Origin of the sequence: Eggerthella lenta DSM 2243 (assembly GCF_000024265.1) — a bacterium.
In the GTDB taxonomy this organism is placed as follows: Bacteria; Actinomycetota; Coriobacteriia; order Coriobacteriales; family Eggerthellaceae; genus Eggerthella; species Eggerthella lenta.
Genome location: NC_013204.1, coordinates 3,066,382 through 3,090,616, shown reverse-complemented (window position 1 = coordinate 3,090,616; position 24,235 = coordinate 3,066,382). Strand labels below are relative to the sequence as shown.

Annotated in this window: 26 protein-coding genes and 1 tRNA gene; 18 read left to right on the top strand and 9 right to left on the bottom strand. The window is 65.0% G+C overall.

Annotated elements, in window-relative coordinates; all coding sequences use genetic code 11:
* Window positions 1-2 precede the first annotated feature (2 nt).
* From rsmI to ELEN_RS13365, 4 genes are all read left to right on the top strand, one after another.
* Entirely contained in the window at window positions 3-854 is an 852-nt protein-coding gene (gene rsmI / locus ELEN_RS13380; RefSeq protein ID WP_015761339.1) for a 16S rRNA (cytidine(1402)-2'-O)-methyltransferase, read from the top strand.
* Between the two features lie 11 nt (window positions 855-865).
* Window positions 866-2,224: an MATE family efflux transporter gene (locus ELEN_RS13375; protein WP_015761338.1), complete on the top strand. Its 1,359-nt coding sequence runs from the start codon at window positions 866-868 to the stop codon at window positions 2,222-2,224.
* Entirely contained in the window at window positions 2,221-2,829 is a 609-nt protein-coding gene (locus ELEN_RS13370; protein WP_009306739.1) for a M48 family metallopeptidase, read from the top strand. The genes ELEN_RS13375 and ELEN_RS13370 overlap by 4 nt, the downstream gene beginning before the upstream one ends.
* 561 nt (window positions 2,830-3,390) lie before the next feature.
* A complete protein-coding gene (locus ELEN_RS13365) occupies window positions 3,391-4,770 on the top strand; it encodes a DHA2 family efflux MFS transporter permease subunit (RefSeq protein ID WP_227110056.1) in 1,380 nt (459 codons plus the stop codon).
* Between the two features lie 27 nt (window positions 4,771-4,797).
* Here ELEN_RS13365 and ELEN_RS13360 read toward each other — a convergent pair whose 3' ends face one another.
* Complete coding sequence (locus ELEN_RS13360; protein WP_227110058.1) at window positions 4,798-5,631, bottom strand: alpha/beta hydrolase; 834 nt, start codon at window positions 5,629-5,631, stop codon at window positions 4,798-4,800.
* A 412-nt stretch (window positions 5,632-6,043) separates the two neighbouring features.
* Between ELEN_RS13360 and ELEN_RS13355 the strand changes: the two genes are divergently transcribed.
* Both ELEN_RS13355 and ELEN_RS13350 read left to right on the top strand, forming a co-directional pair.
* Complete coding sequence (locus ELEN_RS13355) at window positions 6,044-6,358, top strand: DUF6442 family protein (RefSeq protein ID WP_015761335.1); 315 nt, start codon at window positions 6,044-6,046, stop codon at window positions 6,356-6,358.
* 9 nt (window positions 6,359-6,367) lie between these two features.
* The gene (locus ELEN_RS13350; protein ID WP_009306731.1) at window positions 6,368-6,619 is read left to right on the top strand and encodes a helix-turn-helix transcriptional regulator; all 252 of its coding nucleotides are present in this window, start codon (window positions 6,368-6,370) and stop codon (window positions 6,617-6,619) included.
* A 43-nt stretch (window positions 6,620-6,662) separates the two neighbouring features.
* Here ELEN_RS13350 and ELEN_RS13345 read toward each other — a convergent pair whose 3' ends face one another.
* Window positions 6,663-7,007 (bottom strand): GIY-YIG nuclease family protein, encoded by a 345-nt coding sequence (locus ELEN_RS13345; protein WP_015761334.1) that lies wholly within the window; start codon window positions 7,005-7,007, stop codon window positions 6,663-6,665.
* A 98-nt stretch (window positions 7,008-7,105) separates the two neighbouring features.
* Window positions 7,106-8,419: a lipase family protein gene (locus ELEN_RS13340; protein ID WP_015761333.1), complete on the bottom strand. Its 1,314-nt coding sequence runs from the start codon at window positions 8,417-8,419 to the stop codon at window positions 7,106-7,108.
* Window positions 8,420-8,791: 372 nt separating this feature from the next.
* Between ELEN_RS13340 and metG the strand changes: the two genes are divergently transcribed.
* The 5 genes from metG (at window position 8,792) to ELEN_RS13315 (ending at window position 13,228) form a co-directional block, all read left to right on the top strand.
* A complete protein-coding gene (gene metG / locus ELEN_RS13335) occupies window positions 8,792-10,381 on the top strand; it encodes a methionine--tRNA ligase (protein ID WP_015761332.1) in 1,590 nt (529 codons plus the stop codon).
* A gap of 206 nt (window positions 10,382-10,587) precedes the next feature.
* Window positions 10,588-10,890, top strand: coding sequence for a hypothetical protein (locus tag ELEN_RS13330; protein WP_041691671.1), 303 nt, complete (start codon window positions 10,588-10,590; stop codon window positions 10,888-10,890).
* An 18-nt stretch (window positions 10,891-10,908) separates the two neighbouring features.
* The gene (locus ELEN_RS13325) at window positions 10,909-11,562 is read left to right on the top strand and encodes a TatD family hydrolase (protein ID WP_021409715.1); all 654 of its coding nucleotides are present in this window, start codon (window positions 10,909-10,911) and stop codon (window positions 11,560-11,562) included.
* Window positions 11,563-11,567: 5 nt separating this feature from the next.
* Window positions 11,568-12,185: a flavodoxin family protein gene (locus tag ELEN_RS13320; protein WP_015761331.1), complete on the top strand. Its 618-nt coding sequence runs from the start codon at window positions 11,568-11,570 to the stop codon at window positions 12,183-12,185.
* Entirely contained in the window at window positions 12,185-13,228 is a 1,044-nt protein-coding gene (locus ELEN_RS13315) for a ribosomal RNA small subunit methyltransferase A (RefSeq protein ID WP_015761330.1), read from the top strand. The genes ELEN_RS13320 and ELEN_RS13315 overlap by 1 nt, the downstream gene beginning before the upstream one ends.
* Before the next feature lie 493 nt (window positions 13,229-13,721).
* Here the strand turns inward: ELEN_RS13315 and ELEN_RS16365 are convergent, their stop codons facing one another.
* Window positions 13,722-13,898 (bottom strand): hypothetical protein, encoded by a 177-nt coding sequence (locus ELEN_RS16365; protein WP_015761329.1) that lies wholly within the window; start codon window positions 13,896-13,898, stop codon window positions 13,722-13,724.
* A gap of 244 nt (window positions 13,899-14,142) precedes the next feature.
* Here ELEN_RS16365 and ELEN_RS13310 point away from each other — a divergent pair, with 244 nt between their 5' ends.
* Both ELEN_RS13310 and ELEN_RS13305 read left to right on the top strand, forming a co-directional pair.
* Window positions 14,143-14,487: a Veg family protein gene (locus ELEN_RS13310; RefSeq protein ID WP_009306718.1), complete on the top strand. Its 345-nt coding sequence runs from the start codon at window positions 14,143-14,145 to the stop codon at window positions 14,485-14,487.
* Between the two features lie 152 nt (window positions 14,488-14,639).
* The gene (locus tag ELEN_RS13305) at window positions 14,640-16,052 is read left to right on the top strand and encodes a helix-turn-helix transcriptional regulator (RefSeq protein ID WP_015761328.1); all 1,413 of its coding nucleotides are present in this window, start codon (window positions 14,640-14,642) and stop codon (window positions 16,050-16,052) included.
* Here ELEN_RS13305 and ELEN_RS13300 read toward each other — a convergent pair.
* Window positions 16,049-17,029 carry an FAD:protein FMN transferase gene (locus ELEN_RS13300; RefSeq protein WP_015761327.1) on the bottom strand — a complete coding sequence of 327 codons (981 nt, stop codon included), beginning with the start codon at window positions 17,027-17,029 and terminating at the stop codon, window positions 16,049-16,051. The genes ELEN_RS13305 and ELEN_RS13300 overlap by 4 nt on opposite strands.
* 226 nt (window positions 17,030-17,255) lie before the next feature.
* Between ELEN_RS13300 and ELEN_RS13295 the strand changes: the two genes are divergently transcribed.
* A complete protein-coding gene (locus ELEN_RS13295; RefSeq protein ID WP_015761326.1) occupies window positions 17,256-19,151 on the top strand; it encodes a flavocytochrome c in 1,896 nt (631 codons plus the stop codon).
* A gap of 91 nt (window positions 19,152-19,242) precedes the next feature.
* On the opposite strand, the gene ELEN_RS13290 is transcribed toward ELEN_RS13295, so the two are convergent.
* Complete coding sequence (locus tag ELEN_RS13290) at window positions 19,243-19,431, bottom strand: hypothetical protein (protein WP_009306714.1); 189 nt, start codon at window positions 19,429-19,431, stop codon at window positions 19,243-19,245.
* Between the two features lie 440 nt (window positions 19,432-19,871).
* On the opposite strand from ELEN_RS13290, the gene ELEN_RS13285 reads away from it, so the two are divergent.
* From ELEN_RS13285 to ELEN_RS13270, 4 genes are all read left to right on the top strand, one after another.
* Window positions 19,872-21,119 (top strand): radical SAM/SPASM domain-containing protein, encoded by a 1,248-nt coding sequence (locus ELEN_RS13285; RefSeq protein WP_015761324.1) that lies wholly within the window; start codon window positions 19,872-19,874, stop codon window positions 21,117-21,119.
* A gap of 204 nt (window positions 21,120-21,323) precedes the next feature.
* Entirely contained in the window at window positions 21,324-21,851 is a 528-nt protein-coding gene (locus ELEN_RS13280) for a DUF2975 domain-containing protein (protein ID WP_041691670.1), read from the top strand.
* Window positions 21,852-21,860: 9 nt separating this feature from the next.
* Window positions 21,861-22,109, top strand: a complete 249-nt coding sequence (locus ELEN_RS13275) for a helix-turn-helix domain-containing protein (protein ID WP_015761323.1) — start codon at window positions 21,861-21,863, stop codon at window positions 22,107-22,109.
* 101 nt (window positions 22,110-22,210) lie between these two features.
* Window positions 22,211-22,286: transfer RNA gene (locus ELEN_RS13270), tRNA-Ala, on the top strand.
* Window positions 22,287-22,404: 118 nt separating this feature from the next.
* Here the strand turns inward: ELEN_RS13270 and ELEN_RS13265 are convergent.
* From ELEN_RS13265 to ELEN_RS16355, 3 genes are all read right to left on the bottom strand, one after another.
* Window positions 22,405-23,244, bottom strand: a complete 840-nt coding sequence (locus ELEN_RS13265; protein WP_015761322.1) for a CHAP domain-containing protein — start codon at window positions 23,242-23,244, stop codon at window positions 22,405-22,407.
* A gap of 112 nt (window positions 23,245-23,356) precedes the next feature.
* Window positions 23,357-24,022 (bottom strand): C39 family peptidase, encoded by a 666-nt coding sequence (locus ELEN_RS16360; RefSeq protein WP_015761320.1) that lies wholly within the window; start codon window positions 24,020-24,022, stop codon window positions 23,357-23,359.
* Window positions 24,022-24,231 carry a hypothetical protein gene (locus tag ELEN_RS16355; RefSeq protein ID WP_015761319.1) on the bottom strand — a complete coding sequence of 70 codons (210 nt, stop codon included), beginning with the start codon at window positions 24,229-24,231 and terminating at the stop codon, window positions 24,022-24,024. Before ELEN_RS16355 ends, ELEN_RS16360 begins: the two co-directional genes overlap by 1 nt.
* Window positions 24,232-24,235: the final 4 nt, after the last annotated feature.

Below are 24,235 nucleotides of genomic sequence, written 5' to 3'. Positions count from 1 at the left end.
ACATGGCCGGCAAGCTCATCATATGTCCTACGCCCATCGGCAACTTGGGCGACATGACCGAGCGCGCGCTCGAGGCGCTGCGGTCGGCCGACGCGGTGTGCGCCGAGGACACGCGTGTCACAGGCAAGCTGCTAGCGGCATTCCGCATCGAGAAGCGCATCGAGCGGCTGGACGAGGCGCTCATCGGCGAGCGCGCGTCGTCGTTGGTTGAGCGCGTGGCGGCAGGCGAAGTGATCGCGTACTGCTCGGACGCCGGCATGCCGGGCGTGTCCGATCCGGGGCTGCGCCTCGTGCGCGCCGCCCGCGAGGCGGGCGTGCCGGTGGAGGTGCTGCCGGGCGCCACGGCCGTGGCCACGGCGTACGTGGCCAGCGGCAGTGCGAACCCGCGCTTCTATTTCGGTGGCTTCTTCCCGCGCAAGGACGCCGAACGCCGCGCCGTGGTGGAGAGCCTGCGCGCGCTCGATGCGGCGCTGCTGTTCTACGAGAGCCCGAACCGCCTGGTGGCGGCCTTGACCTCGCTGGCGGAAACGGTTCCGCACCGCGAGATCGCCGTGTGCCGCGAGCTGACGAAGCTGCACGAGGAAGTGGTGCGGGGCCCGCTGCCCGAGGTGCGCGACGCGTTCGCCGCGCGCGAGCGGGAGGGCGCGGGCATCAAGGGCGAGATCGTGCTGGTGATCGACGGTCCGAGCGAGGCCGAGGACGCCGCCGCCGAGCAGGACGCCGAAGTCGCAGCCCGCGCCCGCGCCGCCGAGCTGAAGGCCGCCGGCGTGCGCAGCAAGGACGTCGCCCGCGCGATAGCCGAAGAGTTCGGCATCGCGCGCAACGCGGCATACGACATCTCGCTCGAGGCGTGAGGCGGCGCGCGATGGCACGCGGTGCCGGCATGGCCGGCTCGTCGTCGATGGCGCGTCCGTTCGCGCGGTACGTGTCGTTCAACGTGCTGGGCATGGTAGGCGTGTCGGTGTACATACTGGCCGACACGTTCTTCATTGCGAACGGGGTGGGGTCGGACGGCCTCGCGGCGCTTAACTTCTCCATCGTGCTGTACACGGTGCTGCAGGCTACGGGCCTCATGCTGGGCATCGGCGCGGCAACCGAGTTCCAGGTGTGCTCGGCGAGGGGCGACCGCACGGGGGCGAACCGGGTGTTCACCACGGCGCTCGTCATGGCGGGCTGCGCGGCCGCGGTGCTGCTTGCGGTCGTGGAGGCGTTCGCGACGCCGTTGGCGTCGCTTTTGGGAGCGGACGAGGCCACGCTTCCGCTGACCGTGACGTACCTGCGCACCATCTTCGCGTTCGCGCCGCTGTTCTTGTTGAACAACGTGCTGCTGCCGTTCGTGCGCAACGACAGTAGCCCGCAGCTGGCCATGGTCGCCATGCTGGTGGGAAGCTTCGGGAACATCGCGCTCGACGCGTTGTTCATATTCGGGTTCGGGTGGGGCATGTTCGGCGCGGCGTTCGCCACGGGGTTTGCTCCGCTCATGAGCATGGCGGTGCTGTTGATCCATTTCCTCAGGAAGCGCAACACGTTTCGGCCGGTGCGCTTGCATCTGCGCGCGCGGCTCGTGGGGCATATCGCGGCGCTCGGGTTCTCGTCGTTCGTGGTAGAGCTGTCGGGCGGGCTGGTTTTGCTGGTGCTGAACTTGGTGATCCTTGCGTTCGAGGGAACCATCGGCGTGGCGGCCTACGGGGTGGTCGCGAACTTCGCGTTCGTGGCGAGCGCCCTGTTCGTGGGCATCGCGCAGGGCATCCAGCCGCTGGCCAGCAACGCGTACGCGCGTGGCAGCGACCGCGACGTGCGCGCGGTGCTGCGCCTGGCGCTGCTGACGGCTCTCGTCATCGCGACGACGACGTACGCTGCGGTGGCGCTCGCCGCCGAGCCGCTTGCGCTCGCGTTCAATCGAGACAACGATCCGCAGCTCACGGCGCTTGCCGTGGACGGCATGCGCGTGTACTTCCTCGGGTACTTCTTCGCGGGGGCGAACATCGTGGCGGCGGCGTTCTTCAGCGCGGTGGAGAAGCCGGCGTATGGCCTGGCTATCTCCATCGTGCGCGGTCTTCCGGCCATGCTCGCGTTCGCGGCCGTGCTGGCGGCGCTGTTCGGCATGGCGGGCGTGTGGGCCACGTTCCCCGCGGCCGAGGCGGCCACGTTCGCGCTGACCGCCGTGCTTCTCGTGCGGTTCGTGCACGGGCCGCGCCGGCGCGATCGGGAGGTGGTCGCGTGAGCCCGCGGCAGCGTGCGGCGCGGGGGCGGGCTTCGGCCTCGCGTCCCGTTGCGCCCGTCGAGCCCGTCGAACTCGTGGTGGACGGCCTGGTCGTGCGGCTCACACGCAAGCGCATCAAGAACCTCAACCTGCGCGTGCATCGCGGCGGCGGGTTCGTAGAGGTGTCGGCGCCGGCGTACGTGCGCGATCGCGACATCGAGAGGTTCGTCCGCGAGAAGCGCCCGTGGATCGACGCGAAGCTCGCGCAGGTTGCCGCCTCGCCCGCCGCCGTGGCGGCCGAGGCGGGGCCCGAGGAGGTGGCGGCGTGGCGCGCCGTGGTGGAGGCGTGCGTGCCCGCGCTGGTGGAGGCGTGGGAGCCTATCATGGGCGTGAAGGCGGGCAAGCTGGCGTACCGCAACATGACCAGCCGCTGGGGCAGCTGCCAACCCGCCACGGGCCGCATCTGCATCAACGTGCGTTTGGCGCTCTATCCGCCCGAGTGCTTGGAGTACGTGGTGGTGCACGAGCTGTGCCACCTGCTGGAACGCGGCCACGGCTCCCGCTTCAAAGCGCTCATGGACGCCTTCATGCCCGACTGGCGAGATCGGCGCGCGAAGCTGCGCTAGGGCCTTGGTAGCGCCGCGCCCGTAGGCGCCCAAGCGTGGCGAGCACCGAGTGCTGAGCGCCACCCCGAAGGGCGCGGGTCGCGTCCGTGCGCGGCGCGCATTACGCGCCGGCTCGGAATGCGCGGGTCGATCTCGATACGCCCGCGTGCACCGTATGAAAGCCGCAGGTCGTGCCCTGCGTTCGTCCGAGCGCGTTCCCGATGCCCTTCTGCGCGTGGCCGGCGGGCCGCTTGACGGGACGTTCGGGCTTCCGCGGTAAAAACGGAACGGTGGGGGTGTTTTGCGCCCAGGTCGGCCTCGCAGCTGCGGGCGAGCGTCCGGCACGGTGAGGTTCCGTCGGGCGCAGGCGAGCGTCCGGCACGGCGGTCACCGTCGGGCGCGGGCGAGCGTCCAGGGCGCGGGCGCGACTGGCCTTGCCCAGGCCTGATCGCGGAATGTGTGCATCCTTCGCAAACCGCTTGCGCACGCTGCTATCATGGAACTATGGAAAGCGCACAGGCGATAGAGCGAGAACGGAACTATGGCAGCGCGGGTGATACCGCGCAAGGGGTATCCGACGGCTTGCCGAAGAGACAGCGCACCATCGTGCTTGCGGTCATGATGTCGGGCACCACCGCCGCGTGCATCTCGCAGAGCATGATGATAGCCGCGCTTCCCACCATCATGCACGAGTACTCCGTGAGCGCCTCGCTCGGCCAGCTTCTCACCACGTCCTACATCTTCACGCTTGGCCTCATCTCGGCTATGACCGCCTATCTGGTGCATCGCGTTGATTCGAAGAAGCTGTTCATCGCAGCCATGGTGTGCTTCGTCGCAGGTTGCGCGGCCGCGCTCGTCGCACCGAATTATCCGCTGCTGTTGGCATCGCGCCTGCTGCAAGCCGGCGGCGCGGGCATCGCGCTGCCGCTTATCCAGGTGGTGGCGCTGTCAGTGTACCCCAAAAGCGAGTACGGCCGTGCGATGGGTCTGGTGGGCCTCATCATCGGCTTCGCGCCGGCCATCGGGCCCACCGTATCCGGCTTCCTCATCGACTTCTGGGGTTGGCGCTCGGTGTTCGTCATCTTGGGCGCGGTGTCGGCGGTGGTTGTGGTGCTGTCGTTATTCGTGCTGTCCGACGTGGTGAAGCGCGAAGGGTCGCGCGAGCGGTTCGACGTGCCTTCGGGGCTTTTGTACACGCTTGGCTTCTGCGGCATCATGCTGGGGACCACGGTTATGGAGTCGGACGCTGCGTTCGATCCTGTGTCTTTGGCGGCGCTCGCAGGCGGCGCGCTTGCGCTCTTCGTGTTCGCGAGGCGCCAGGCGCGCATCGAGCAGTCGCTGCTCAAACTGTCGTGCTTTCGCAACCGCACGTTCGCGATAGCCACTGTGCTGGTGATGATGTCCCAGATGGCGTTCATGGTCGGTTCCATCATGGTGCCGTTGTTCGTACAGGACGTGCAGGGCGGCAGCGCCACGGTGTCGGGGCTGACTATCCTGCCGGGCGCGGTGCTGCTAGGGTTCTTGAACCCGGTGACGGGACGCCTGCTCGACCGTTACGGTCCAAGGCCGCTCGTTGCGGTGGGATGCGCGGTGCTGGCTGCGGGCACGCTGGCGTTCGCGGCGTGCGACGCGGGTACGCCCGAGTGGGCGATAACCGTGTTGTACGGCGTGCGCACGGTGGGGGTCGCATGCCTCATGATGCCGATGACCGCTCACGCTTGCGCGGCGCTGTCTCTTGAAGACATCGCGCAAGGCACGGCCATCATCACGTCGTTTCGCCAGATCTTCGGTGCGCTCTCGTCGTCGGCGCTTATCACGGTTATGGCGCTCGCATCTTCCAACGAGCTAGGCATCGACGTCGGCGGTTTCGCTTTAAGCTTCGAAGTGCAGGCGGCCGTCATCGTCGTGGGCTTCGTCGTGGGCATGGCGTTTCTGCCGCGCCCGCAGCGGAAAACGCGCTAGAGGCGGCTCGGCTGAGCGTGGTTCGCGCTATGCTGCGGCTGCCAGGGACGGCTCGGCGTAGCGGGCCCTGATGTAGCGGTCGATGGCGTCGGCGGTTTGGCTCTGCTGTTCCGCGGGGGTGATGCTGGCTTCGCCATCGCCGCTTTGCGGGCCGTAGGCGCCGAAGCCGGCATGGTTGCCGCCTTCGATCTCCACGGTTTCGGCTCCCTTGGGCAGCAGGTCGGCGTTGTCCTCGAGCTTGGCGCGGTTGAGCATCTGGTCGTTCGAGCCGTACAGGGAGATGGCGCCCAGGTTCGTGCTCGACAGGTCGCTGGCGGAGTAGGATCCCAACAGCACGAGGCCGTCGAGCGTGCCGTCGCCGGCATGGTCGACCGCGTACTGCGCCGCCATCGAGCCGCCCAGCGAGTGGCCGCCCACCCACCAGGTGCCCACGTCGGGGAAGTCCGCGCGCACGCGGTCGGCTGCGTTGATGTCGAAGAACGCGAAGTTGAACGGCATCTGGACCACTACGGCCAGGTAGCCGCGCTCGGCCAGATCGCGCATGAGCGGCGCGTACGCGCTGTATTCCACCTTCGCGCCGGGGTAGAACACGAGGCCGACGGCTGCGTTCGGGTCGCCGAACGCAAGGTAGTTGTCTCCCTGCTGAACGGGCAGCGTCTCGGTCGACACGAGGTTGCGATGGTTCGCGTCGAGGTCGTGGTACGAGTCGCTCGCGTACGCGAAGAACGCGGCTGCCAGCACGCACAGCAGGATGGCGAGGGCCGTCAGCGCGACGACGAGCTTGCGCGGCTTGCGGCGCGCGGCGACGGGCGTGCCGCTTTCGGCCGCTTCCGTCGTGGGTGTGGGTTCGTTCGTTTCCATGACGAGCATGGTAGCAAAAGAGTGCCATGCGCGGTTCCGGATCTGCAACGCTTGCCTTGCATTTCCTCTTCGTGATAAGTATACTTGACATTGTGATAAGAAAACTTGGCAGAATGAACCAATGAAAACCTTGGGATGCCGTACGAGGATGCCCAGTTGGCAAAAAGCAATCGAATTCGGAAGGTGAGCGCGGTCCGATTCGGTGGCAAGTCCAACGTGATTGAGGATGTCGGCTCGCGACCAGGTATTTTGCAGAGTGGGTAGCCGCGTATCGCTGCGATCAGGGATTCAAACTTCCGAATTCGGAGGTTTTTCGCCACCGAGAAGCTTTTTGCGTGCTTGGTGAGGCATGAGTACAAATGTTTCACGTGAAACATCCGGAAGCGAACGGGCGATGCAGAAGGAGGCAGCCATGAACAAGGACGAGATTCTGGAGAAGAGCCGTCGGGACAACGACGGAATGGACGAGCGGTTCAAGCTGATGCAATGGCGTGCGAGCTACCTTATGCTCTCCGTGATGATGGTGGTATGGGCGTTGTTGTTCTTGTGGGATTCGCTTCATGGTCAGAGCACGGATGTGTCGTTCGCCATTGTCATGTCGGGCATAGCCGCCATGAACTTCTACCAGTTCTACCAGTTTCGTTACAAAACCGCGTTGGGTGCGGGCGTTTTGGTGACGGTCGCGGTCATCAGCGTCGTCGTCCACCATATATTCGCGACGATGTAGGGGCACTTCATGATCAAGCTACCGTCTCTCGGATTCGACGATGTGCATGACAACGACGGCGAGCTCGAACTCTGCAACCGGCTGAAGGCGGCGCGCGCCGAGGCGGGGCTTTCGCAGGCAGAGCTCGCGGGGCTCGTGGGCGTCTCGCGCCAGACCATCTCGTCCATCGAGACGGGCCTGTTCAACCCTACGGCAAAGCTGGCCCTCGTCCTCTGCATCGCGCTCGACAAGAAGTTCGAGGATCTGTTCTACTTCGAGTGAGGCGCGTGCAAGGGCGCGTCTAGGATCGACGGACGCGCCTGGCTCACTTCCAGATCTTGCAGGCTTCGGGGTCTTCGGCCAGCAGCAGGTCGCGTAGGGCTTGCAGGTCGTCGGCCGAGACGTCTTCGGGGTTCTCGTACTCCAGCGTGTCCGCCACGTGAAAGTCGAAGCCGTTCTCGCCGTGCTCGCTCCACAGCTGCTGCAGCGGACGGTTCGGGTGCCCGCCTCCGTTCAGCTTCGCCCGCAGGCTGTTGAGCTCCTTCGCCGCGTCGCGCGTGATGCCCAGAAAGTGCTGGCCCGTGGCAGTGCAGCGCAGTTCAACCACGCCCATGTCGGGGCGGCGGCTCTTGTATGCGTCTCGCAATTCCTTGCGTCGGTCGGTTTGCATGCGTATCACCTCGTCGTCCACGGTACCGCATGCCGTCCGGGCGCGCAATCTACGGAACGTCGACCGTTGCCCTCGCTCGCGGCGCTCCGTGCCCTCAATCAGGCCGAAGCCGGCTGATCGGCCGCGCCGGCCTGCATCCAGGCGATGTACGTGTCGGGGTAGTGGGCGGTCAGCGCGGCCGAAAGGTCGAGGCCGAGGAGCGACTGCACGGCACCGACGATGCCCAATGGGCTGACCAGCGCGTCGAGCGTGGGCACGCGGGTGGATGCCGTGGAGCCGAACGTGCTCAGCGTGGCGAAGTCGTCCTCGTCGCATCCTAACGCGTAGCCGGTGTTGCGCTGGTAGGCGGTCTGCACGATGGCGTACGAATCGTCGAAGTCGACGCTTACGGTGCTGGGCAGCGTGATGGTGGAGCCGTAGCGTCCGAAACCCCAGGAGGAAAGCGGCAGCTGCGTGACGATGTCCGCCTCGTTCACCACGTTGAAGATGTTGCCGAACCTCGGATCGTGCCGGTCGTCAGCGCGCGTGGCGCACGGGGCGGCGAACGTGTAAGCGTAGATGCCGGACGAGGGCGCCAGCGCCGACGCGTCGTCGTCCGGGTCGCCGAGGTCGGCGGCCAGCAGGTTCGCGATGGCCCCGCCGCGGCTGTGCCCTGTGATGAGAATGCGCGTGTGAGCGGGGTCGATGCCCAGATCGCTCGCGTAGGAGCGCACTGCTTTCTCGACCTCTTCCTCGGCCGCTTTGAACCCGCGGTGGTCGGCATCGTCGGAGCCGGCGCCCAGGAAGTTGAAGTTGCTGAGCCACTCTGCGCCGTACGTGCCGCGGATGCCCACGAACAGAAGCGTGACGGGCTTCCCGTCGCCGTCCGAAGCGATGGTCTTGCTGGCCAACGTGTACGCGGCCACGTCGCTCGATCCCACCAACAGTGAGCTGACCTCGTCGAGGACGCTGCTGCGCATCGCGTACGACTCGGTGCGCACGTCGTGGAATCCCAGCGCGCCAAGCGTCCGCTCGGCGTAGGGCAGCGAACCGGCCACGCCGTCGTAGTACTGGGATTCGGAATTGCACACCGCCGCCAACACGGAACAGGCCGTGGCCAGATCGTGCTGGTAGGTGCGGGCGTCGTGGAAGAACCAGGAGTCGTCGAACGTCAGCTGCGTGGATGTTCGTCCTGACGGGTTGTTTGGGTCGAGGGCGGCCACCACCTCGCTGCAGTATTCGGCGGTGACGGTGGTGCGCGGGGAAGCGGGGACGTGCGCGACGACCGCGTTTCCATTGGCGTGCGCGACGGGAACGAGCCCCGATTCGTAGCCCGTGTACCGGAGCTGTACCATGAACAGCGCGATGAGAAGGAGGCAGCCGAGCAGGGAAGCGACAGCCGACGCGAAGCGTCGCGCGGGGTTCGTCTGCATCGGTCCTCCTTCGCCATCGGTGAGTGCTTCCTTCGTTTCGGCCAGTATACGGTGTCGTGCCGCCGCGGTTACCGGTGCTGGCGCAACGCAAGTGAAACTTAAGCGTGCTGTAAGCATTTCTTAAGGTTTGGGGCACGTTGCGGCAAGGTTCGGGATTCCTTTGCATCGCGGGCGTGAAACATTCGCGTGCGATCTGCGGGGACGAGGGGTCGAAGCGTTTCCTCGTGCTAGAATATCCAGTTGCTTGCCAACTGGCGAACGAATGCTGGTTGGCGCGCGTCGTCCAAGCGCGCCGCATCATGAGCGGCGGCGCTCGAAAGCCGGCTGACGAGGCATCATGCGCCGCGCGGCCCCGAAATGTGAGGAAGCACCATGTCAAAGGGAACCTACTCGTTCACCACCCCCATCTACTACGTCAACGCGGCCCCGCACCTCGGCACCGCGTACACCACCATCGCCGCCGACACCGTGGCGCGCTACCAGCGCATGAACGGCTACGACGTGGCGTTCGTGACGGGCATGGACGAGCACGGCCAGAAGGTGGCCGACACCGCTGCCGACAAGGGTATGACCCCGCAGGATTGGTGCGATTCCATGGAGCCCGCATTCCGCGACGCATGGGATATGCTGGGCATCACCTACACCGACTTCGTGCGCACCACCGAGCCGCGCCACGCCGTTACCGTGCAGAAGTTCTGGCAGGACCTCTACGACAAGGGCTGGTGCTACAAGGGCAGCTACGAAGGCTGGTACTGCGTGCACGAGGAAACCTACTACGCCGAGAGCGACCTCGAGAAGAACGACGAGGGCGAATTGGTGTGCCCCGACTGCAAGCGCCCCGTGCAGAAGGCGGGCGGCGAGGAGAACTGGTTCTTCAAGCTGTCCGAGTTCGGCGACAAGCTGCTGGCGTTCTACGAGGAGAACCCCGACTTCATCCGTCCCGAGACGCGCAAGAACGAGATCGTGTCGTTCGTGAAGAGCGGTCTGAAGGATCTGTCCATCTCGCGCAGCACGTTCGACTGGGGCGTGCCGCTGCCGTTCGACGAGGGTCACGTGGCCTACGTGTGGGCCGACGCGCTGCTGGCCTACCTCACCGGCATCGGCTACGGCGACGAGGGCGAGCGCGCCGGCGAGTTCGACGCCCGCTGGCCCATGCAGTACCACTTCGTGGGCAAAGACATCACGCGTTTTCACTGCGTCATCTGGCCCGCCATGCTGATGGCGGCCGGGCTGCCCATCACGCACACGGTGTTCGGCCACGGCTTCCTGCTCACCAAGGGCGAGAAGATGTCGAAGTCGAAGGGCAACGCGCTGAAGCCCGCGGACCTCTGCAAGGTGTTCGGCGTGGACGCGTACCGCTACTACTTCATGAGCGACGTGCAGTTCGGCGCCGACGGCTCCATCTCCATGGAGCGCATGGTGCAGGTCTACAACGCCGATTTGGCGAACACCTGGGGCAACCTGTGCAGCCGCGTGTTCAACATGACGAAGAAGTACTTCGACGGCCAGGTTCCGGAGGTGTCCGCCGGGGTTCTCGCGAAGGAGAACCCGCTGCGCGCCATCTCGGACGAGCTGTACGCCGAGTACGACGCCGCCCTGGGCGCCGTCGACTTCACGGCCGCCGCGGCCGCCGTGCAGAAGCTGGCCGGCCGCGTGAACCTCTACGTGGAGGAGAGCGCCCCGTGGAACCTCGCGAAGAGCGAGGAGACCGCCGGCGAGCTGGCCGAGGTCATCTACAACGCGCTCGAGGCCATCCGCATCATCGCGCTGTACATGGCGCCGTTCATGCCGAACACGTCGGCCGAGGTGTTCCGTCGCCTGTCGCTGGGCGACATCGAGGCCGTGACCGACATCGAGGCCGCGACGGCCTGGGGCCAGCTGCCCGCCGGCAACCCGGTGGAAATCGGCGACCCCCTGTTCCCGCGCCTGGACATGGACGCCATCGACCTGAGCATGGAGTAGAACGGTTCCGCCGGCCTGCCGGCCGGCGGAACGGCCGACGCTGCGGCGCGTCCTCGCAAGCGATCTTCGTGCGATCCCGGAGCCTCGCGTACCGCGGTACGCTTCGCCTCCGCGATCCCGCGAATCTCGCATCCGAGGACGCCCCTCGCTGGCTTTGTTGGACCGGCGACGACTCGAACAACCTGCGAGCAAGAAAGGACGCGACCATGGTCGACGAACAGAGCGCGGAACCCGTCTTCGACGATCCGCAGTTCCGGCAGAAGCGCAAGCACGGCCGTTACCGCGTGGTGGACGCTCCCCAGCTCGAGGGGTCGGTGGCCGACACGCATGCCCACCTGCAGCTTCTGCCCGATCCGTCGTACGCGCTCGCGCGTTGCGCGGCTCATAAGGTCGAGTTCGTCTGCACCATCGTGGACGCGTTCGAAGACGGAACCGCCACGTTCGACCGGCTGAACTCGTGGCGGTTCGAGGCCGCCGCGGCCGCCAAGCGCTTCGTCGGCTGGACTTGAAGCGATCCCTTCCCGCGCGTGCCGCGGGTTCGGATCGCCGTCGGGTGCCATCCCCACAACGCGAAGTTCTACGACAACGGCCTGGAGGCCGACCTGCGGCGCATGCTCAAGGACCCGCGCGTGGCCGCGCTCGGTGAGATCGGCCTGGACTACCACTACCATTTCTCGCCGCGCGACGACCAGCGCGAGGCGTTTCGCCGCCAGCTCCGCCTGGCGAAGGAAGCGGGGCTGCCTGTCGCGCTGCACCTGCGCGAGGCGCATGACGAGGCGCTGGCCATCATGCGCGAAGAGGGCTTCCCCGAGGCGGGCACGCTGTTGCACTGCTTCAACCTGGACTGGGCCACGCTGGAGCCGTGGGTCGAGGAAGGGTGCTACGTGGCCTTCGGCGGGGCGCTCACGTTCAAGAACGCCGACGACACGCGCGAGGCCGCGGCCCGCGTGCCGGTGAACCGCCTGCTCACCGAGACGGATGCGCCGTACATGACGCCCGAGCCCATGCGCGGCATGACCTGCCTGCCCGACCACGTGCTGTTCACGGCGGAACGGCTGGCCGAGGCGTGCGGGCGGGCGCCCGGGGCCCAGCGCGAGGAGTTCCTCGCTCGGCTCATGGACAATGCGCGCGAACTGCTGGATCGCCCGGCCACCGCTTGGCAGAAGAACAAAGGAGCGTGACGCTTGTGAAGCGACTCATCATCAGCGGTTCCCCTCGGGCGCGGGGGCGCAGCGCGGGCGTCGCGGAGGCCGTGCGCTTCGCGTTCGAGGACGCCTGCGCCGACGACGACGTGCGGCTCGTGTCGCTCGCGGACGTGCGCATCTCGCCCTGCACGGGATGCGAGACGTGCGCGCGCACCACAGGGCGCAACGAGCTGTACTGCATCATCTCGGACGACATGCTGCGCGTGCGCGAGATGCTGAACGCTTGCGATCAGCTGACGGTGGTGTCGCCGGTGTACTTCGCGGGCGCGCCGTCCCAGCTCAAGGCGTTCCTCGACCGCCTGCAGCCGTACTTCTACGCCAACTGGCGCGCCAAGCCGAAGCGACCGGCAAGCCTGTACGTGGTGGGCGAGGGGGGCGACCCGCACGGGTTCGGCCCGCTTGTGGGCGAGGCGCGCTCGGCGTTGGCCGTGGCGGGCTTCGCGCTGGAATCCGTGCACGACTGGGTGGGCCTCGTCAGCGCGGACGGCGCGCTCCCTTCGGGCTCCGACGTGCTGGAGGGCGGCCGCGTACATCCGGCTTCGGCCTACACGTGCACTGGTCCCGAAGGCACGTTTCCACGCGCGGTGGGGCAGGTCTGATGACGAAGCTGTCGCCGCTGGCCAGCGTGTCCGAGACGCGTGCCGTCCTGGAAGCGCACGGGCTTTCGACCAAGTACTCGCTCGGCCAGAACTTCCTCATCAACGACGCCATCTTGCAGAAAATCGTCGCCCTGGCCGATCTTGTGCCCGACGATTACGTGCTGGAGGTGGGGCCGGGCATCGGCACGCTCACCGTCGCGCTGCTGAAGAGCGTCGGACGCGTGCTGTCGGTGGAGCGCGACCCCGACCTGCCCGCCGTGCTGGCCGAGACGCTGTCCCCCTGGGCCGACCGATTCGCCCTGCTCAACAAAGACGCGCTTGATTTATGTTCCGCTGATTTCCAATCAGCGGAACCACTCGACGCTGCGGCTTCCCGTGGTGCCCGATCTCGCGGCGAGGCCCAAGGCTCGCGTACCGAAGTACGCAGCGCCTTCGCCCTCCCCACGATCTCGGGCACCACGGAAACCCTCGCTGACGTAGCTGGACCCATGAGGCTTTTACCCAACAAGCTGGTGGCGAACCTGCCCTACGCCGTGGCCGCCACCGTGGTGCTCGACTACTTCGAGCGGTTCGCGTCGCTGGAAAGCGCCACCGTCATGGTGCAGAAGGAAGTGGCCGACCGCATGGCCGCCAGCCCGGGCACGAAGAACTACGGCGCCTACACGGTGAAGCTGCGCCTGTACGCCGAGCCGGCCGGGCGCTTCGCCGTAGGGCCGGGCAACTTCTTCCCGCCGCCGCGGGTGGAGAGCGCCGTGCTGCGCCTGAACCGCCGCCCGGTCTTCGACGACCAAGGCGTGCCGCTCGATGCCGATGCGATCGCCGCCGCCTGCACCATGGCCGAGGCCGCGTTCGCCACGCGCCGCAAAACGCTGTCGAACTCCTGCAAAACCTACTTCGCCGGACGAGGCCCGCAAGGGGCCGCCGTCATCGCCCGGCTCCCGCAGTTGTTCGAGCGCGCCGGCATCGATCCCCGCCTCCGCGGCGAGACCCTCGACCTCCCCGAGTTCGTCCGCCTCGGCTGCGCCTTCCAGCAGATCGCTTGAACGGTTCGGTCGCTGAAGAGGGCTCGTCTGCCGAGGGGCTTGCCGCCGAGCAGCTCGCGGCCCCCCTCGCGTCGCAAATCCGCGGGCGATGTGCAGCAAAAACGAGGTTTTGGCAGCGCGAGCCACCTCGCCGGCGCATAGAGCGAAACGCGACCTGGGGTTTCTTCGTCGCGCTGCCCGCAAAAGAGCTTCCCGCGACGGCCGAATGAGGTTCCGACTGCCAAAACCTCGTTTTTGCTGCACATCGCCGTGCGTCCGCTGTTAAACCAATATTGACATGCGCCGCCGTGCGCCGCCTCCTCTGTCGGGGAGCCGGCGATCGAGCGGGACGGGCGCCCGGCCGACGGCCGAAGAGGGCCTCCGAGCCGCCGGCGAGTCCTCGCGGGACGGCCCGGCCCGGCTATGTCAATATTGGTTTAACAGCGGAACCGTGCGAATCGGTGCACCCGTGGACCGAACGGGGCGGTGCGCCTTCGCGAGTCTCGGTCGCGGGCTAGGCGTCCTTCAGCGCTTTGGCGCGCACGGCCTTGCCTTTGCTGCACTTGGGCTTCGCAAGCGGGCAGTGCTTCTTGCAGCAGGGGCACACGCGTCCGTCGAGCACCGATGCCGTCTTTTTCGCTTCCGCCTTCTTCTTGTCCGGTTTCTTCTTCTTGTCTTTCTTCGAGCTCACGTGGATCCTTTCGCACTATGTTCGCGGCCATTCTAGCATGTGCGTCCGTGAGGAGCTCGAAGCCTCCGCGGACGGCAGCGCTCGCACGGCGCCCGCTTCCACGGGGGTTTCACGTGACGAGGCGCGAGGTTTGAATTGTTATGGACTTGGGGACAATCCGTGCAGATTCTGTAGAGTATTGACTCAGGTGGTATAATTTGAGGCTGTCATTTCTGCACACTGGCATACGCGAGAAAGAGTGAGCATGGATTTAGCGAAACAAGCCAAAATCGTCGACTCCATTCATGATACGTTACACGACTTCGTAGGTCAACGCCTGAAAGTTCGGGCCAATATGGGTCGGTCGAAAATCGTCGAGAGCGAAGGCGTTCTCATGCAGGTGCACCCGCAGCTGTTCATCCTCGAGGTGGATCGCAAGCGCGGCCGCACCTCCCGCCAGTCCTACCAGTACGTCGACGTGCTGACGGGCATGGTGGAGCTGTCCCAGAACGGCGAGCCGCTGTTCGAGCCCTTCGTGCCCGAGTCGGCCGACGGTGCGCCCGCCGCGGATCTTATGGACGAGCAGGAAGAGGAGAAGGTCCTGTCCTAACGGCTCAGGGCTGGTTCCGGCAAACCGACGGGTGTCGCAAGCGCGGCACCCGTTTTGCGTTTCCGGCCTTGTTTCTTCTGTCGTGCAGCGAGGTCAGCGTATAGAATAGCGGGGTGGAAAGCGGGTCGGGGATCGACGCAAGAGGAGGGACCGTGGCGCAAGATCGGGCAAAGGAAGGCGTGCGTTTGCCGTACGTGCTGCGGCATTTCGACGTGTCGTACCTGGGCATCTGCGCACCGCATGTTTGGATATACTGCGTGGCGCACCGCGCGGGGCTCGACTTCGGCGGCGTGGTCATCGGCATCCCGCTGTACATCGCGCTGTCGGCGTTCATGCTGGCGGTGATGCTGCTGGCCTGGAAGGGCAAGGCGCAGCGCGTGGCGCCCAAGCTGGATTGGCCGCTGGCCGCGTTGCAGGCGGCTGCGACCCTGCTGCTGGTGGTGCCGTTGCCCCTGACGGGGGCCGCCAGCGCCACGGCGGCCGCGGTGGCGGCGGGCATCGGCGTGGCATGGCTGTACCTGCAATGGGCGCCGTTCTACGCGAAGCTCGACGTTCGCGAGGCCATCGCGTGCATCTTCTGCGCCATGGCCGTAGGCTCCGCGCTCAAGGTGCCCATCGACCTGCTGCCGCCCGTTCCGGCGGCCGTCGTGCTCATGGCGCTGCCGTTCGCCTCGGCCGCGCTGGCGCGCCGCGCGCAACGCAAGCAGCCGCCGACGGAGCGCGAGCCGCGGATGTTCTACGACCAGAACCCCATGTCCATCCCGTGGAAGATCCTGTTCGGCGTAGCTGCGTACAGCCTGATCATCGGCGTGATCCAGGGCATGCCCATCCAAGCCGACTACACCCCGTTCTGGATGATGACGTCCGCGCACCACGGGGCCGAGATCGCGGTGGCTCTGTGCGTGCTGTGGTGGGTGTTCGCGAAGGGCGGCCTGCTGCGCTTTTCCAGCCTGTGGCGCGCGATCCTGCTGTTCACGGCCACGGGGCTGTTCTTCCTGCCCGTCATCGGCTCGGCGTGGGCGGGCTGGGCGCTCGTGCTCATCTCCATCGCGCAGACGCTCGTGGTCATGCTGTTCTGGACGATGCTGGCCGACGTGGCGCATCATTCGCGCACGTCGCCTTACGTCATCTTCGGCTCGGGCTGGATCGCCTACTCGCTGCCGTTCGCGTTGGGCGAGCTGGCGGGCAAAGCGGAAGGGCTGCACGGCGCGGGATCCGCGGTGCTGTTGGCGTTGGCCTACCTGCTGACCATCGCCGCGGTGTTCGCGCTCAACGAGGCGAACTTCTCGCAGCGCCGCATCTTCGCCGATTTGGAAGGCCCCGCGCCCGAACGCTCCATGTTCGCGAGCATCGACGAGGGCTGCGAGCGCTTGGGGTCCCAGCGGGGCCTCACCGCGCGCGAAGTGGAGGTGCTGCAGCTGTTGTGCAAGGGCCGCTCGAAAAGCTATATTGCAGAAAGCCTGTTCATCAGCGAGAACACCGTGCGGTCCCACTCGAAGCACATCTACGCGAAGCTCGACGTCCATTCGAAGCAGGAGATCTTGGACCTGATCGCGCAGGGCTAGGCGATCCCTGCCACCTTGCCGTCCCGGTCCACGAAATACGCGCCCAGGATCGCATCGCGCTCGCGGGCGAACGCCAGGCCGCGTTCGATCCCCAATGCCAGCAGGGTGGTCGAGTAGCCCTCCGCATCGATCGAACGGCGCGCCACCACGGTGGCTCCCGCGGCATCCGTCTCGACGGGGAAGCCCGTCTTCGGGTCGAGGATGTGGTGGTAGAACACGCCATCTCGCTCGAAGCAGCGCTCGTACACGCCGCTGGTCACGGCCGAGGCGTCGCGCACGGTCACGGCGCCCACGATGGAGCCCTTGTCGCGCGGATCCTGCAAGCCTACGCGCCATGGGCTGCCGTCTGGCTTCTGCCCGTGCGCCATCACGTTGCCGCCCAGGTTCACCACGAACGAGTCCAGCCCGTGCTCGGCTAGCACCGCGGAAAGCCGGTCGGCGATCCATCCCTTCGCGATGCCGCCTACATCCACGGCCGCCTGCGGGTCGGCCAGCTGCGCCCAGGACCCGCCGGGCTCTCCGGCCTCGCTTACGCGCAGCGCGCGCCAATCCACGTGCGTCAGCGCGCGCTCCACGTCGGCGCGCTCGGGCACCGTGCCCTCGTGGAAGTTCCACAGCCGCACCGCCGAGCCCACGGTGACGTCGAACAGGCCCTCGCTGTCGGCGCAGTACCCGATGGCCGCGCGCAGCAGCTCGGCCGTGTCGTCGTGGACGGCCACGCGCTTGCCTGCAGCCGCGTTCAGCCGCGAGATGTCGGAGTGCGGCAGCGTGCGCGAAAGCCGCCGCTCGAACGCGCGACTCGCGCCGCGGGCCGCGTCGAACGCGGGGGCGCACTGCGCGGCATCGGCGTAGGCTTGCAGGGTGATGATCGTGTTGAACGCGTAGAACTGGTGCGTCATCATGCCCGCGTCGTTGGGCCCGTGCGTTTCGTGCACGTCTTCCAGCGGGATGGGGTCGTATGCGTCGCGATATTCCATGCCGCACAGTATATCACCCGGTTCGTGTCATGGCACAACCTGCGAAAACACCCCGTCCGTGTACTGTTGCGCCACCCGTTTGCGCCGCATCATGAACCCATCGTGATCGACCGGCGGGCATTCCCTCCCTGATCTTCCCGCTCGTCAGCCGATCGCGATCCGGCAGCGGCTGAGCGAAGGGTCGCGCCGCGACGGTGAGGGAAGCAGACACAACCAAGGAGGAGCCATGATCCAGAACCCGAACGAAATCGCCGCCCGCCAGCGTATGGAAGAAGCCATGAGTCGCATCGAGGCGAACGTGCGCACGCGCCTGCAGATGAACCGCCGCCAGTTCGTCTGCGGCAGCGCCGCAACCATGGCGTTGGCCATGCTCGGCCTGGCCGGCTGCTCGCCGAAGGCCGACGCGAACGGCGGCGTGGGCTCGCAGGCGTACAAAGCCGGCACCTACGAGGCCAGCGCCGAGGGCCGCAACGGCGCCGTCAACGTGAAGGTCACGTTCACCGACGACGCTATCGACGCCATCGATGTCGAGCACGAGGAAAGCCGCAACATCGGCGATGCCGCCATCGATATCCTCAAGGACAAGTATCTCCAGTCGCAAAGCCTCAACTTCGACACCGTCACGGGCGCTTCGCTGTCGTCCATGGCCTTCGCCACGGCCGTGGCCGAGTGCGTCGACCAGGCGGGCGGCGACGTGAAGGCCCTCAAGAAGGCCGACACGGGCATCGAGCCCGCGGCCGCTATCGACGAAGACTGCGACGTGTGCGTCGTGGGCTCCGGCGGCGCGGCGTTCGCGGCGGCCGTCACCGCGGCGGAGGCCGGCAAGACGGTGGTCATGCTGGAGAAGATGGACATCTACGGCGGCAACACGAACGCCGGCGAGGGCACGCTCAACGCGCCCGACCCCGAGCGTCAAGAGCCCCTCGGCATCGAGGATTCGCCTGACCTGTTCTACCAGCAGACGTTCGAAGGCGGCGACGAGTTGGGCGATCCCGCGCTCGTGCGCATCCTGGCCGACAACGCGCTGGACGCCGTGCACTGGATGGAGGACCACGGCCTGGTGTACGAGAAGGAACCGTTCACGGCCATCGGCGGCCTATGGCAGCGCGGTCACGCCGTCGAGGTGGAGAAGAAGGGCGAGCAGGGCGGCAGCTACTACGTGTCGTGCCTGAAGGACAGCGCCGACAAGACCGGCAAGGTCACGCTGTACACCGACGCGAAGGTCGAACAGCTTGTCGAGGAAGGCGGCAAGGTGACGGGCGTCGCCGGAACCCGTCCTTCGAGCGGCGCTTCCATTGCCGTGCGCGCGAAGTCCGTGGTGTTGGCCACGGGTGGCTACTCCCGCAACGCCGAGCTGGCCATGGAGTACGACAAGCGCGTGACGAAGGACATGCCCTCGTCGAATGTGTGCTCGTCTACCGGTGACGGCCTGGGATTGGGCGAAGGCGTGGGCGCGGGTCTGCGCAACATGGAGCTGGTGCAGATCCACCCGCTGGGCGACCCGCAGAACGGCGGCGTGGCCACGTTCGTGGGCAACTGGCTGGGCGTCGAGGACTACGTGATGGTCAACGACGAGGGCAAGCGATTCATCCGCGAGGACGAGCGCCGCGACACCATCGCCGACGCCATCCTCGAACAGCCCAACGACGAGATGTGGCTGCTCGTGGACTCCACCGACATCGCGGCCGACCGCGCCGACCAGATCGCCGAGCTGGTGGAGAAGGGCCATAGCTTCAAGGCCGACGACATCGAAGATCTGGCGAACCAGATCGGCGTCCCGGCTGATGCGCTGGCCGAGACGGTGGAGGGCTACAACGCCTGCGTGAAGGCCGGCGTCGACACGCAGATCGCCCCAGGCAAGGAGCTGCTGGGCACCGAGCTGTCCGATCCCGCGTATTACGCCTCCAAGCGCATCCCCACCATCCACTACACTATGGGCGGCTTGTGCATCACTACCGACGCGCAGGTGTGCACCGAGGCGGGCGAACCCATCCCCAACCTGTTCGCGTGCGGCGAAGTCACCGGCGGCGTCCAGGGCGGCAACCGTCTGGGCGGCAACTCGTTCACCGACCTCATCGTGTTCGGCCGCATCGCCGGAGCCTCGGCGGTGGCGAACGCCTAAGCGGCGGCGTTTCGACTACGCTCTGCGTTTCGCGTCTGCGGTCAAGAAGGTCGGCGTCCGTGCAAGGGCGTCGGCCTTCTCCCGTTCGGCGCTACTTTCCCGAGGCGGCGCGCGAGAGCTTCAGCCGAGCCAGCTCCGATTGCTCCGCAACGGCGCGAAGCGCCTCGTCGCGGATGTAGGCGGAATCGTCTACGGTAGAGGTTCCGCAAAGAAGCGTAGTCAAAGCTTTGGAGATGTCGATGAGCCGCTTGTTCAGTTCACGATCTGCGGGAGTGTTCATCAGCGTCATCCCTTTCAAGTCCGGTGGTTCGCTCGTGGTATCATCTAGTGCGATCGTTGAAGATCGCGTTTATGCGTGCAATGGCATGAGAGGCTTCCATTGCGTCCGGCGGTCACGATATGCTCCGATCGGCTGATATTCATGACGGCGGCTCTTTTCCGATGATCGTGGCTCTGCAGTAATCTTAACGTCAGACAATTTATCATAAAACATTAAATCTGTGATGGTGGCTTCGCCGTTTTGTTCCGACTGAATGCCCAGATGGACTGCAAAATTCCTAATTGTAATCATCGGATTACGCAACTTGTCGCACCGGTATTTCAGAAGCCCCCTAGCAGCAAGGTTTCATTGAATGCTAGTATGCTTTTGTAAGCGTGGAGAGACGGTTTTGCGCCATGTTTGTTCGGGATGCATCGATCGTACGACGAGGGGCTGGGTGTATGAGGTTTACCGAAGAGGTAGTTCTGTTCGACTTCGCGGGAATCCCGATGGTGGGCTGCCTCGATACCGGATATGCGATCGGTTTGACCGAGCAGGGCGCTGCGGTTTGCGCGCGCATGCTCGAGGAGGATGTTCCCGAGGACGATGTGACCGCGGTGGATCCGGCGTTGCTGGAACATCTTGCGCGCGGCGGCTTCTTCCAGCGGGTCGTTGCCGAGCCGCGCGTGCTTTCGGCGTACCTGCACGTCACACAGCGCTGCAACCTCGCATGTGCGGGCTGCTACTCGCTGGACGAGCATCGCAACCGTCTGGCCGACGCGCCTTTGGCCGACATGAAGCGCGCGGTGGAAGGGCTTGCCGCCGCCGGATTGTCGCAGCTGATCATCTCGGGCGGCGAGCCGTTCTTGCGCGAGGACCTTCCCGACATCGTGGAGCACGCGAAGCGCGCCTGCGGCATCGCGTCGGTCACCGTGCTGTCGAACGGCACGCGCATGACCGAGGAAGCGCTTGAGCAGCTTGCGCCGAACGTCGATTGCGTGTCGGTGTCGTTCGACGGCTGCTCGGCTGGCGCGCCGGCGTACATCAGGAGCGAGCAGCGCTTCGACGAGCTGGTGGAAGCCGTGCGCATGGTGCAGCGTGCGGGGATTTCGGCGCACATCATTCCCACGGTGCATGCGAAGAACGTGGGCGACCTGGCCTCGTACGTGCAGCTGTCGCGCGATTTGGGCGCGTCGCTGAACTTCAGCCTGCTTACCTGCGAACCGGATGACGAGGTGTTGGGAGGTCTGCTGCCCGGCGCGGACGAGCTGCGCATGCTGGGCCGCGCGCTGCTGACGCTTGACAACGGCAAGCCCCTTCCCGCGATGGACGCGCCCGTAGGCGTGAACCTCACGGTGAAACGCAACTGCGGCGCCGGCTGCAAGTCGCTCAGCGTGGACGCCGACGGCACCATCTACCCGTGCCACATGCTGCATCGCCCGGAGCTTGCCATGGGCAACGCGTTCACGGACGCCGTGCTCGATGCGCTGCAGACGGATGTGTCTCGCACGTTCCAAACGCTCGACGCCGAAAAGTTCGAGGACTGCGGAACGTGTCGGTATCTGCGAATCTGCGGGGGAGGCTGCCGAGCCCGCTCGCTGTTCGAATCGGGCAATTTGGAGTCGAAGGACTCCTACTGCCTGATGACCCAGGAATTCTACGACGTCCTGGGAAAAGCCATGTCAGAATCACTACAACAAAGGAGGTGAAAGAATGCTGTTCTATAGCGACGCGGAACCTTTGTCTGTGTGCTATCCCATCGGGTTTAACGGTTCCTGTTTTGCGGTGGGTTTCTGAGTAAACAGTAAACCCCATCGATGTATTTATCAAAGACCTCTTTCATTAGGTAATGAAAGAGGTCTTTGCGATACTATAGCTTTTATTTGTAAGGTGCTCTGGGAGAAGGAGACGTAATGCCTGACACGGATGTGGAAACAACGGAACGTTTACTTGTTAAAACTCGCAAGATATGTCGTCTTATCGGTCTCGCCATGATTGTCGTCTTTGTCTTCCTTTGCATTTGGTGGCTGGCATCAAGTGGGGTAATGGTTTGTTCTTTGTTCGATCCCGGTTTCTCAGATAACCCTGTTAATGGGTTTACGTTAGTTAACTATGTGTTGTGTGGTATCGCTATGGCTGCGATATGCATCACTCTTATTAAAATATTCTCCGATACTTCAAAAGGCCATTCTCCCTTTACTATGCTGCAAGTTAAAAGGCTTAGGCTGATTGCGATCTCGTTGCTGGCCTATGGCGTTCTTGAGTTTGTAATGACGTGCAGTGCGGCTTTTATGAATCAAGGATGGGCGGGTTCTTCTGCGGGTAGCGTCTCTCCAACTCTGAACTTCTTTCCTTTAGTGGCAGCGGCGGTTGTCTTCGCCTTCTCCTTTGTGTTCAAATACGGCATACTTCTGCAAAAGCTTTCGGACGAAACCTTGTAGGTGGGTTCGATGCCTATCGTTCTTCATCTTGACGAGATCATGGCGGATCGGCATATCTCGCTGAACGAGCTTGCTGACAAGGTGGGAATCACCAACGTCAATCTCTCGCGCATCAAGACAGGCAAAATCAGGGCCGTCCGTTTCAGCACGCTCGACATGCTGTGCGAGGTGCTCAAATGTCAGCCGGGAGATATCCTCAAACACGTCTCCGCCGACGAGGCGAATGCCATGTTCATCGACGAGAATGCCGAGCTGTAAATCCCGTTCGTGTGCATTTTGCAGATCGTCTGCAATTGCCATTTGACAAATGCCTCCAAGACAGGCAGAATATTGCCCCGCGCGATAAGCGCACTACCCGTGGGGATGTAGCTCAGTTGGGAGAGCATCACGTTCGCAACGTGGGGGTCGTGGGTTCGAATCCCATCATCTCCACCACGGAACCAATATCCGAACACAACAAACGTTCGGATTTTATGCACTGTGGCGTGGATTCGTCATAGTGGGCAAGTACGAGAAAAGCCCCTATCACTAGGGGCTTTTCCCTTTTCGAACTCTAAAACGTGCCCGCATTCAGACGTTGCTGCAGGGCTTTAACGCACGTGCTTGGGTTGCTGATACGCCCATCCTGCGTGGTTCCGAGGCAGGTTTGCAGGGCGCGGAACGTCTTAGGGCCTGCGACACCATCGACCGTTGCGCCGATCTTGCGTTGCAGCGCGCGCACCATGTCGCTGCCAAGGGACGTGCGGCTGTGCCATTCCCACGACGCGGAACTCAATCCGGGGTTGCCCGCGCGGTATCCGGCGTACTGGTCGCTCACGATGCCGTCTTGCGTGGTGCCGAGCGCAGCTTGCACGGCCCGCGTCGTGGCGGGACCCCACACGCCATCGACTTCAAGCGCACCGACGCCGTTCTCTGGGGCGCTCGCGGTCGTGCCATCGTAGTCCGGGCGGATGACGCCGCACACGGTTCCGTACGAGCGCGTGCGGCGCGCCACCGCGCCGTTGTTGGTGTTGCCCTCGATGGTGTGGAGCACGCCGCTGTTGCGCTCCACGAAGCCCACGTGATCGCTTGTGCCGTCGCCTTCCCAGTCGAACAGCACCACGTCGCCCGGCTTCGCGTTCGCGGCCGATACGAGCTTCCCCGCCTTCCTACCGGCGTTGAGAATCCACGGGCAGTAAGCACCGGGGATGCCCTCGCACCTCGCGCCGGCCTGCGCCATGACCCAGCTCACGAACATGGCGCAATACGGCACCCCGTTGGTGCCGTAGTAGCCGCTGCCGGTCTTCTCGGCGTACCAGCGTCCGTACTTCGTGCCCTGCTCGGGGTCGCTCCACCGCGAGTAGCCGACTTCCGCAGCAGCGATCCTGATAACGTCGGCCGCGCTATTCGCCATCGTCTGCCACCTCCACGTCATCGGGGCCGTCGCCGTCGGTGCGGCCGGCCTCCACGGCCTTCTGCAGCATGGTGGCCTCGTCCTCGGCGGTCTTCTTCTCTTCGTCCATGGGCTATTCCTTCCCGATATAAACGGCTTGCTTACCGAGCACGCTGTAAACGTGCTCGAACTTGTCGCGGGGGTACTCCTCGTATCCTTTAAGAGGGTCGATGGTGCGCACCGTGTCGTCATCGACGCCGAGCACGGTCAAGCAGTGCGAGGGATAGAACATCGAGTAAGCCCCTTGCGTCTTGAGCGGCCCCTGCGGCTCTGCCAGGTCGATGGTTACCCACACGACGCACGGCGTCGGCAGGTCGGCGAGATCGTAGCCTTCCGTCTCGTAGCCGATCAGGCTGCAGCCGACTAGGAATTTCCGCATCGTCTCGACTGCGCACAACGACATGCAGCAGCCGCCGTTCTTGCTGTAGGGGTCGCCCAAAAACGAATGCACAAAGTCCGTATCGCTCTTTGGCATCACGTCGGCAATGTCGGTTTTCGACGCGTCAACGCCGTTGAGCCGCAGCAGGGTCGCTATGGCCGTCGCCTCGCAGCCGGTCGGAAGCTCCGGAAGCTGCATATCGGCTGCGGTGACCATGTAGTCTTCGCTGGCTTCCAGCACTTCGCTCGGCTCTTCTGCGCGCCCGCTTGGCTGCGATGCGGCCACGAGTGCGACGAACACCACGATCAAGGCCGCAAGGGCCGCGAGAAGGGCGCGAACGGCGTTTCTCGTCTTGCGCATCACGCCATCCGCTCGCCAAGATAGTCCATGATCGGCGAAAGCACGGCCATGGACGCGGGGCACACCACGACGGCGACGAACTCGGGGGCCATGGCGGCGTAGTAGGTGACCGCTGCCGCAGCGACGCCGACGACGCCTTGCGCCACGGTTCTGGCCAGCTTCGCCTCTCGCGAGTTGTCGTTTAAAAACCACTTCATCAATTCGGGCATGTTC

What these genes read in the sequence shown, in the direction of transcription:
- rsmI (WP_015761339.1), top strand. Translation starts at nt 3, where the DNA reads ATGGCCGGCAAGCTCATCATATGTCCTACGCCCATCGGCAACTTGGGC.
- ELEN_RS13375 (WP_015761338.1), top strand. Translation starts at nt 866, where the DNA reads ATGGCACGCGGTGCCGGCATGGCCGGCTCGTCGTCGATGGCGCGTCCG.
- ELEN_RS13360 (WP_227110058.1), bottom strand. Translation starts at nt 5,631, where the DNA reads ATGGAAACGAACGAACCCACACCCACGACGGAAGCGGCCGAAAGCGGC.
- ELEN_RS13355 (WP_015761335.1), top strand. Translation starts at nt 6,044, where the DNA reads ATGAACAAGGACGAGATTCTGGAGAAGAGCCGTCGGGACAACGACGGA.
- ELEN_RS13350 (WP_009306731.1), top strand. Translation starts at nt 6,368, where the DNA reads ATGATCAAGCTACCGTCTCTCGGATTCGACGATGTGCATGACAACGAC.
- ELEN_RS13345 (WP_015761334.1), bottom strand. Translation starts at nt 7,007, where the DNA reads ATGCAAACCGACCGACGCAAGGAATTGCGAGACGCATACAAGAGCCGC.
- ELEN_RS13340 (WP_015761333.1), bottom strand. Translation starts at nt 8,419, where the DNA reads ATGCAGACGAACCCCGCGCGACGCTTCGCGTCGGCTGTCGCTTCCCTG.
- metG (WP_015761332.1), top strand. Translation starts at nt 8,792, where the DNA reads ATGTCAAAGGGAACCTACTCGTTCACCACCCCCATCTACTACGTCAAC.
- ELEN_RS13330 (WP_041691671.1), top strand. Translation starts at nt 10,588, where the DNA reads ATGGTCGACGAACAGAGCGCGGAACCCGTCTTCGACGATCCGCAGTTC.
- ELEN_RS13315 (WP_015761330.1), top strand. Translation starts at nt 12,185, where the DNA reads ATGACGAAGCTGTCGCCGCTGGCCAGCGTGTCCGAGACGCGTGCCGTC.
- ELEN_RS13310 (WP_009306718.1), top strand. Translation starts at nt 14,143, where the DNA reads ATGGATTTAGCGAAACAAGCCAAAATCGTCGACTCCATTCATGATACG.
- ELEN_RS13300 (WP_015761327.1), bottom strand. Translation starts at nt 17,029, where the DNA reads ATGGAATATCGCGACGCATACGACCCCATCCCGCTGGAAGACGTGCAC.
- ELEN_RS13295 (WP_015761326.1), top strand. Translation starts at nt 17,256, where the DNA reads ATGATCCAGAACCCGAACGAAATCGCCGCCCGCCAGCGTATGGAAGAA.
- ELEN_RS13290 (WP_009306714.1), bottom strand. Translation starts at nt 19,431, where the DNA reads ATGAACACTCCCGCAGATCGTGAACTGAACAAGCGGCTCATCGACATC.
- ELEN_RS13285 (WP_015761324.1), top strand. Translation starts at nt 19,872, where the DNA reads ATGAGGTTTACCGAAGAGGTAGTTCTGTTCGACTTCGCGGGAATCCCG.
- ELEN_RS13280 (WP_041691670.1), top strand. Translation starts at nt 21,324, where the DNA reads ATGCCTGACACGGATGTGGAAACAACGGAACGTTTACTTGTTAAAACT.
- ELEN_RS13275 (WP_015761323.1), top strand. Translation starts at nt 21,861, where the DNA reads ATGCCTATCGTTCTTCATCTTGACGAGATCATGGCGGATCGGCATATC.
- ELEN_RS13265 (WP_015761322.1), bottom strand. Translation starts at nt 23,244, where the DNA reads ATGGCGAATAGCGCGGCCGACGTTATCAGGATCGCTGCTGCGGAAGTC.
- ELEN_RS16360 (WP_015761320.1), bottom strand. Translation starts at nt 24,022, where the DNA reads ATGCGCAAGACGAGAAACGCCGTTCGCGCCCTTCTCGCGGCCCTTGCG.
- ELEN_RS16355 (WP_015761319.1), bottom strand. Translation starts at nt 24,231, where the DNA reads ATGCCCGAATTGATGAAGTGGTTTTTAAACGACAACTCGCGAGAGGCG.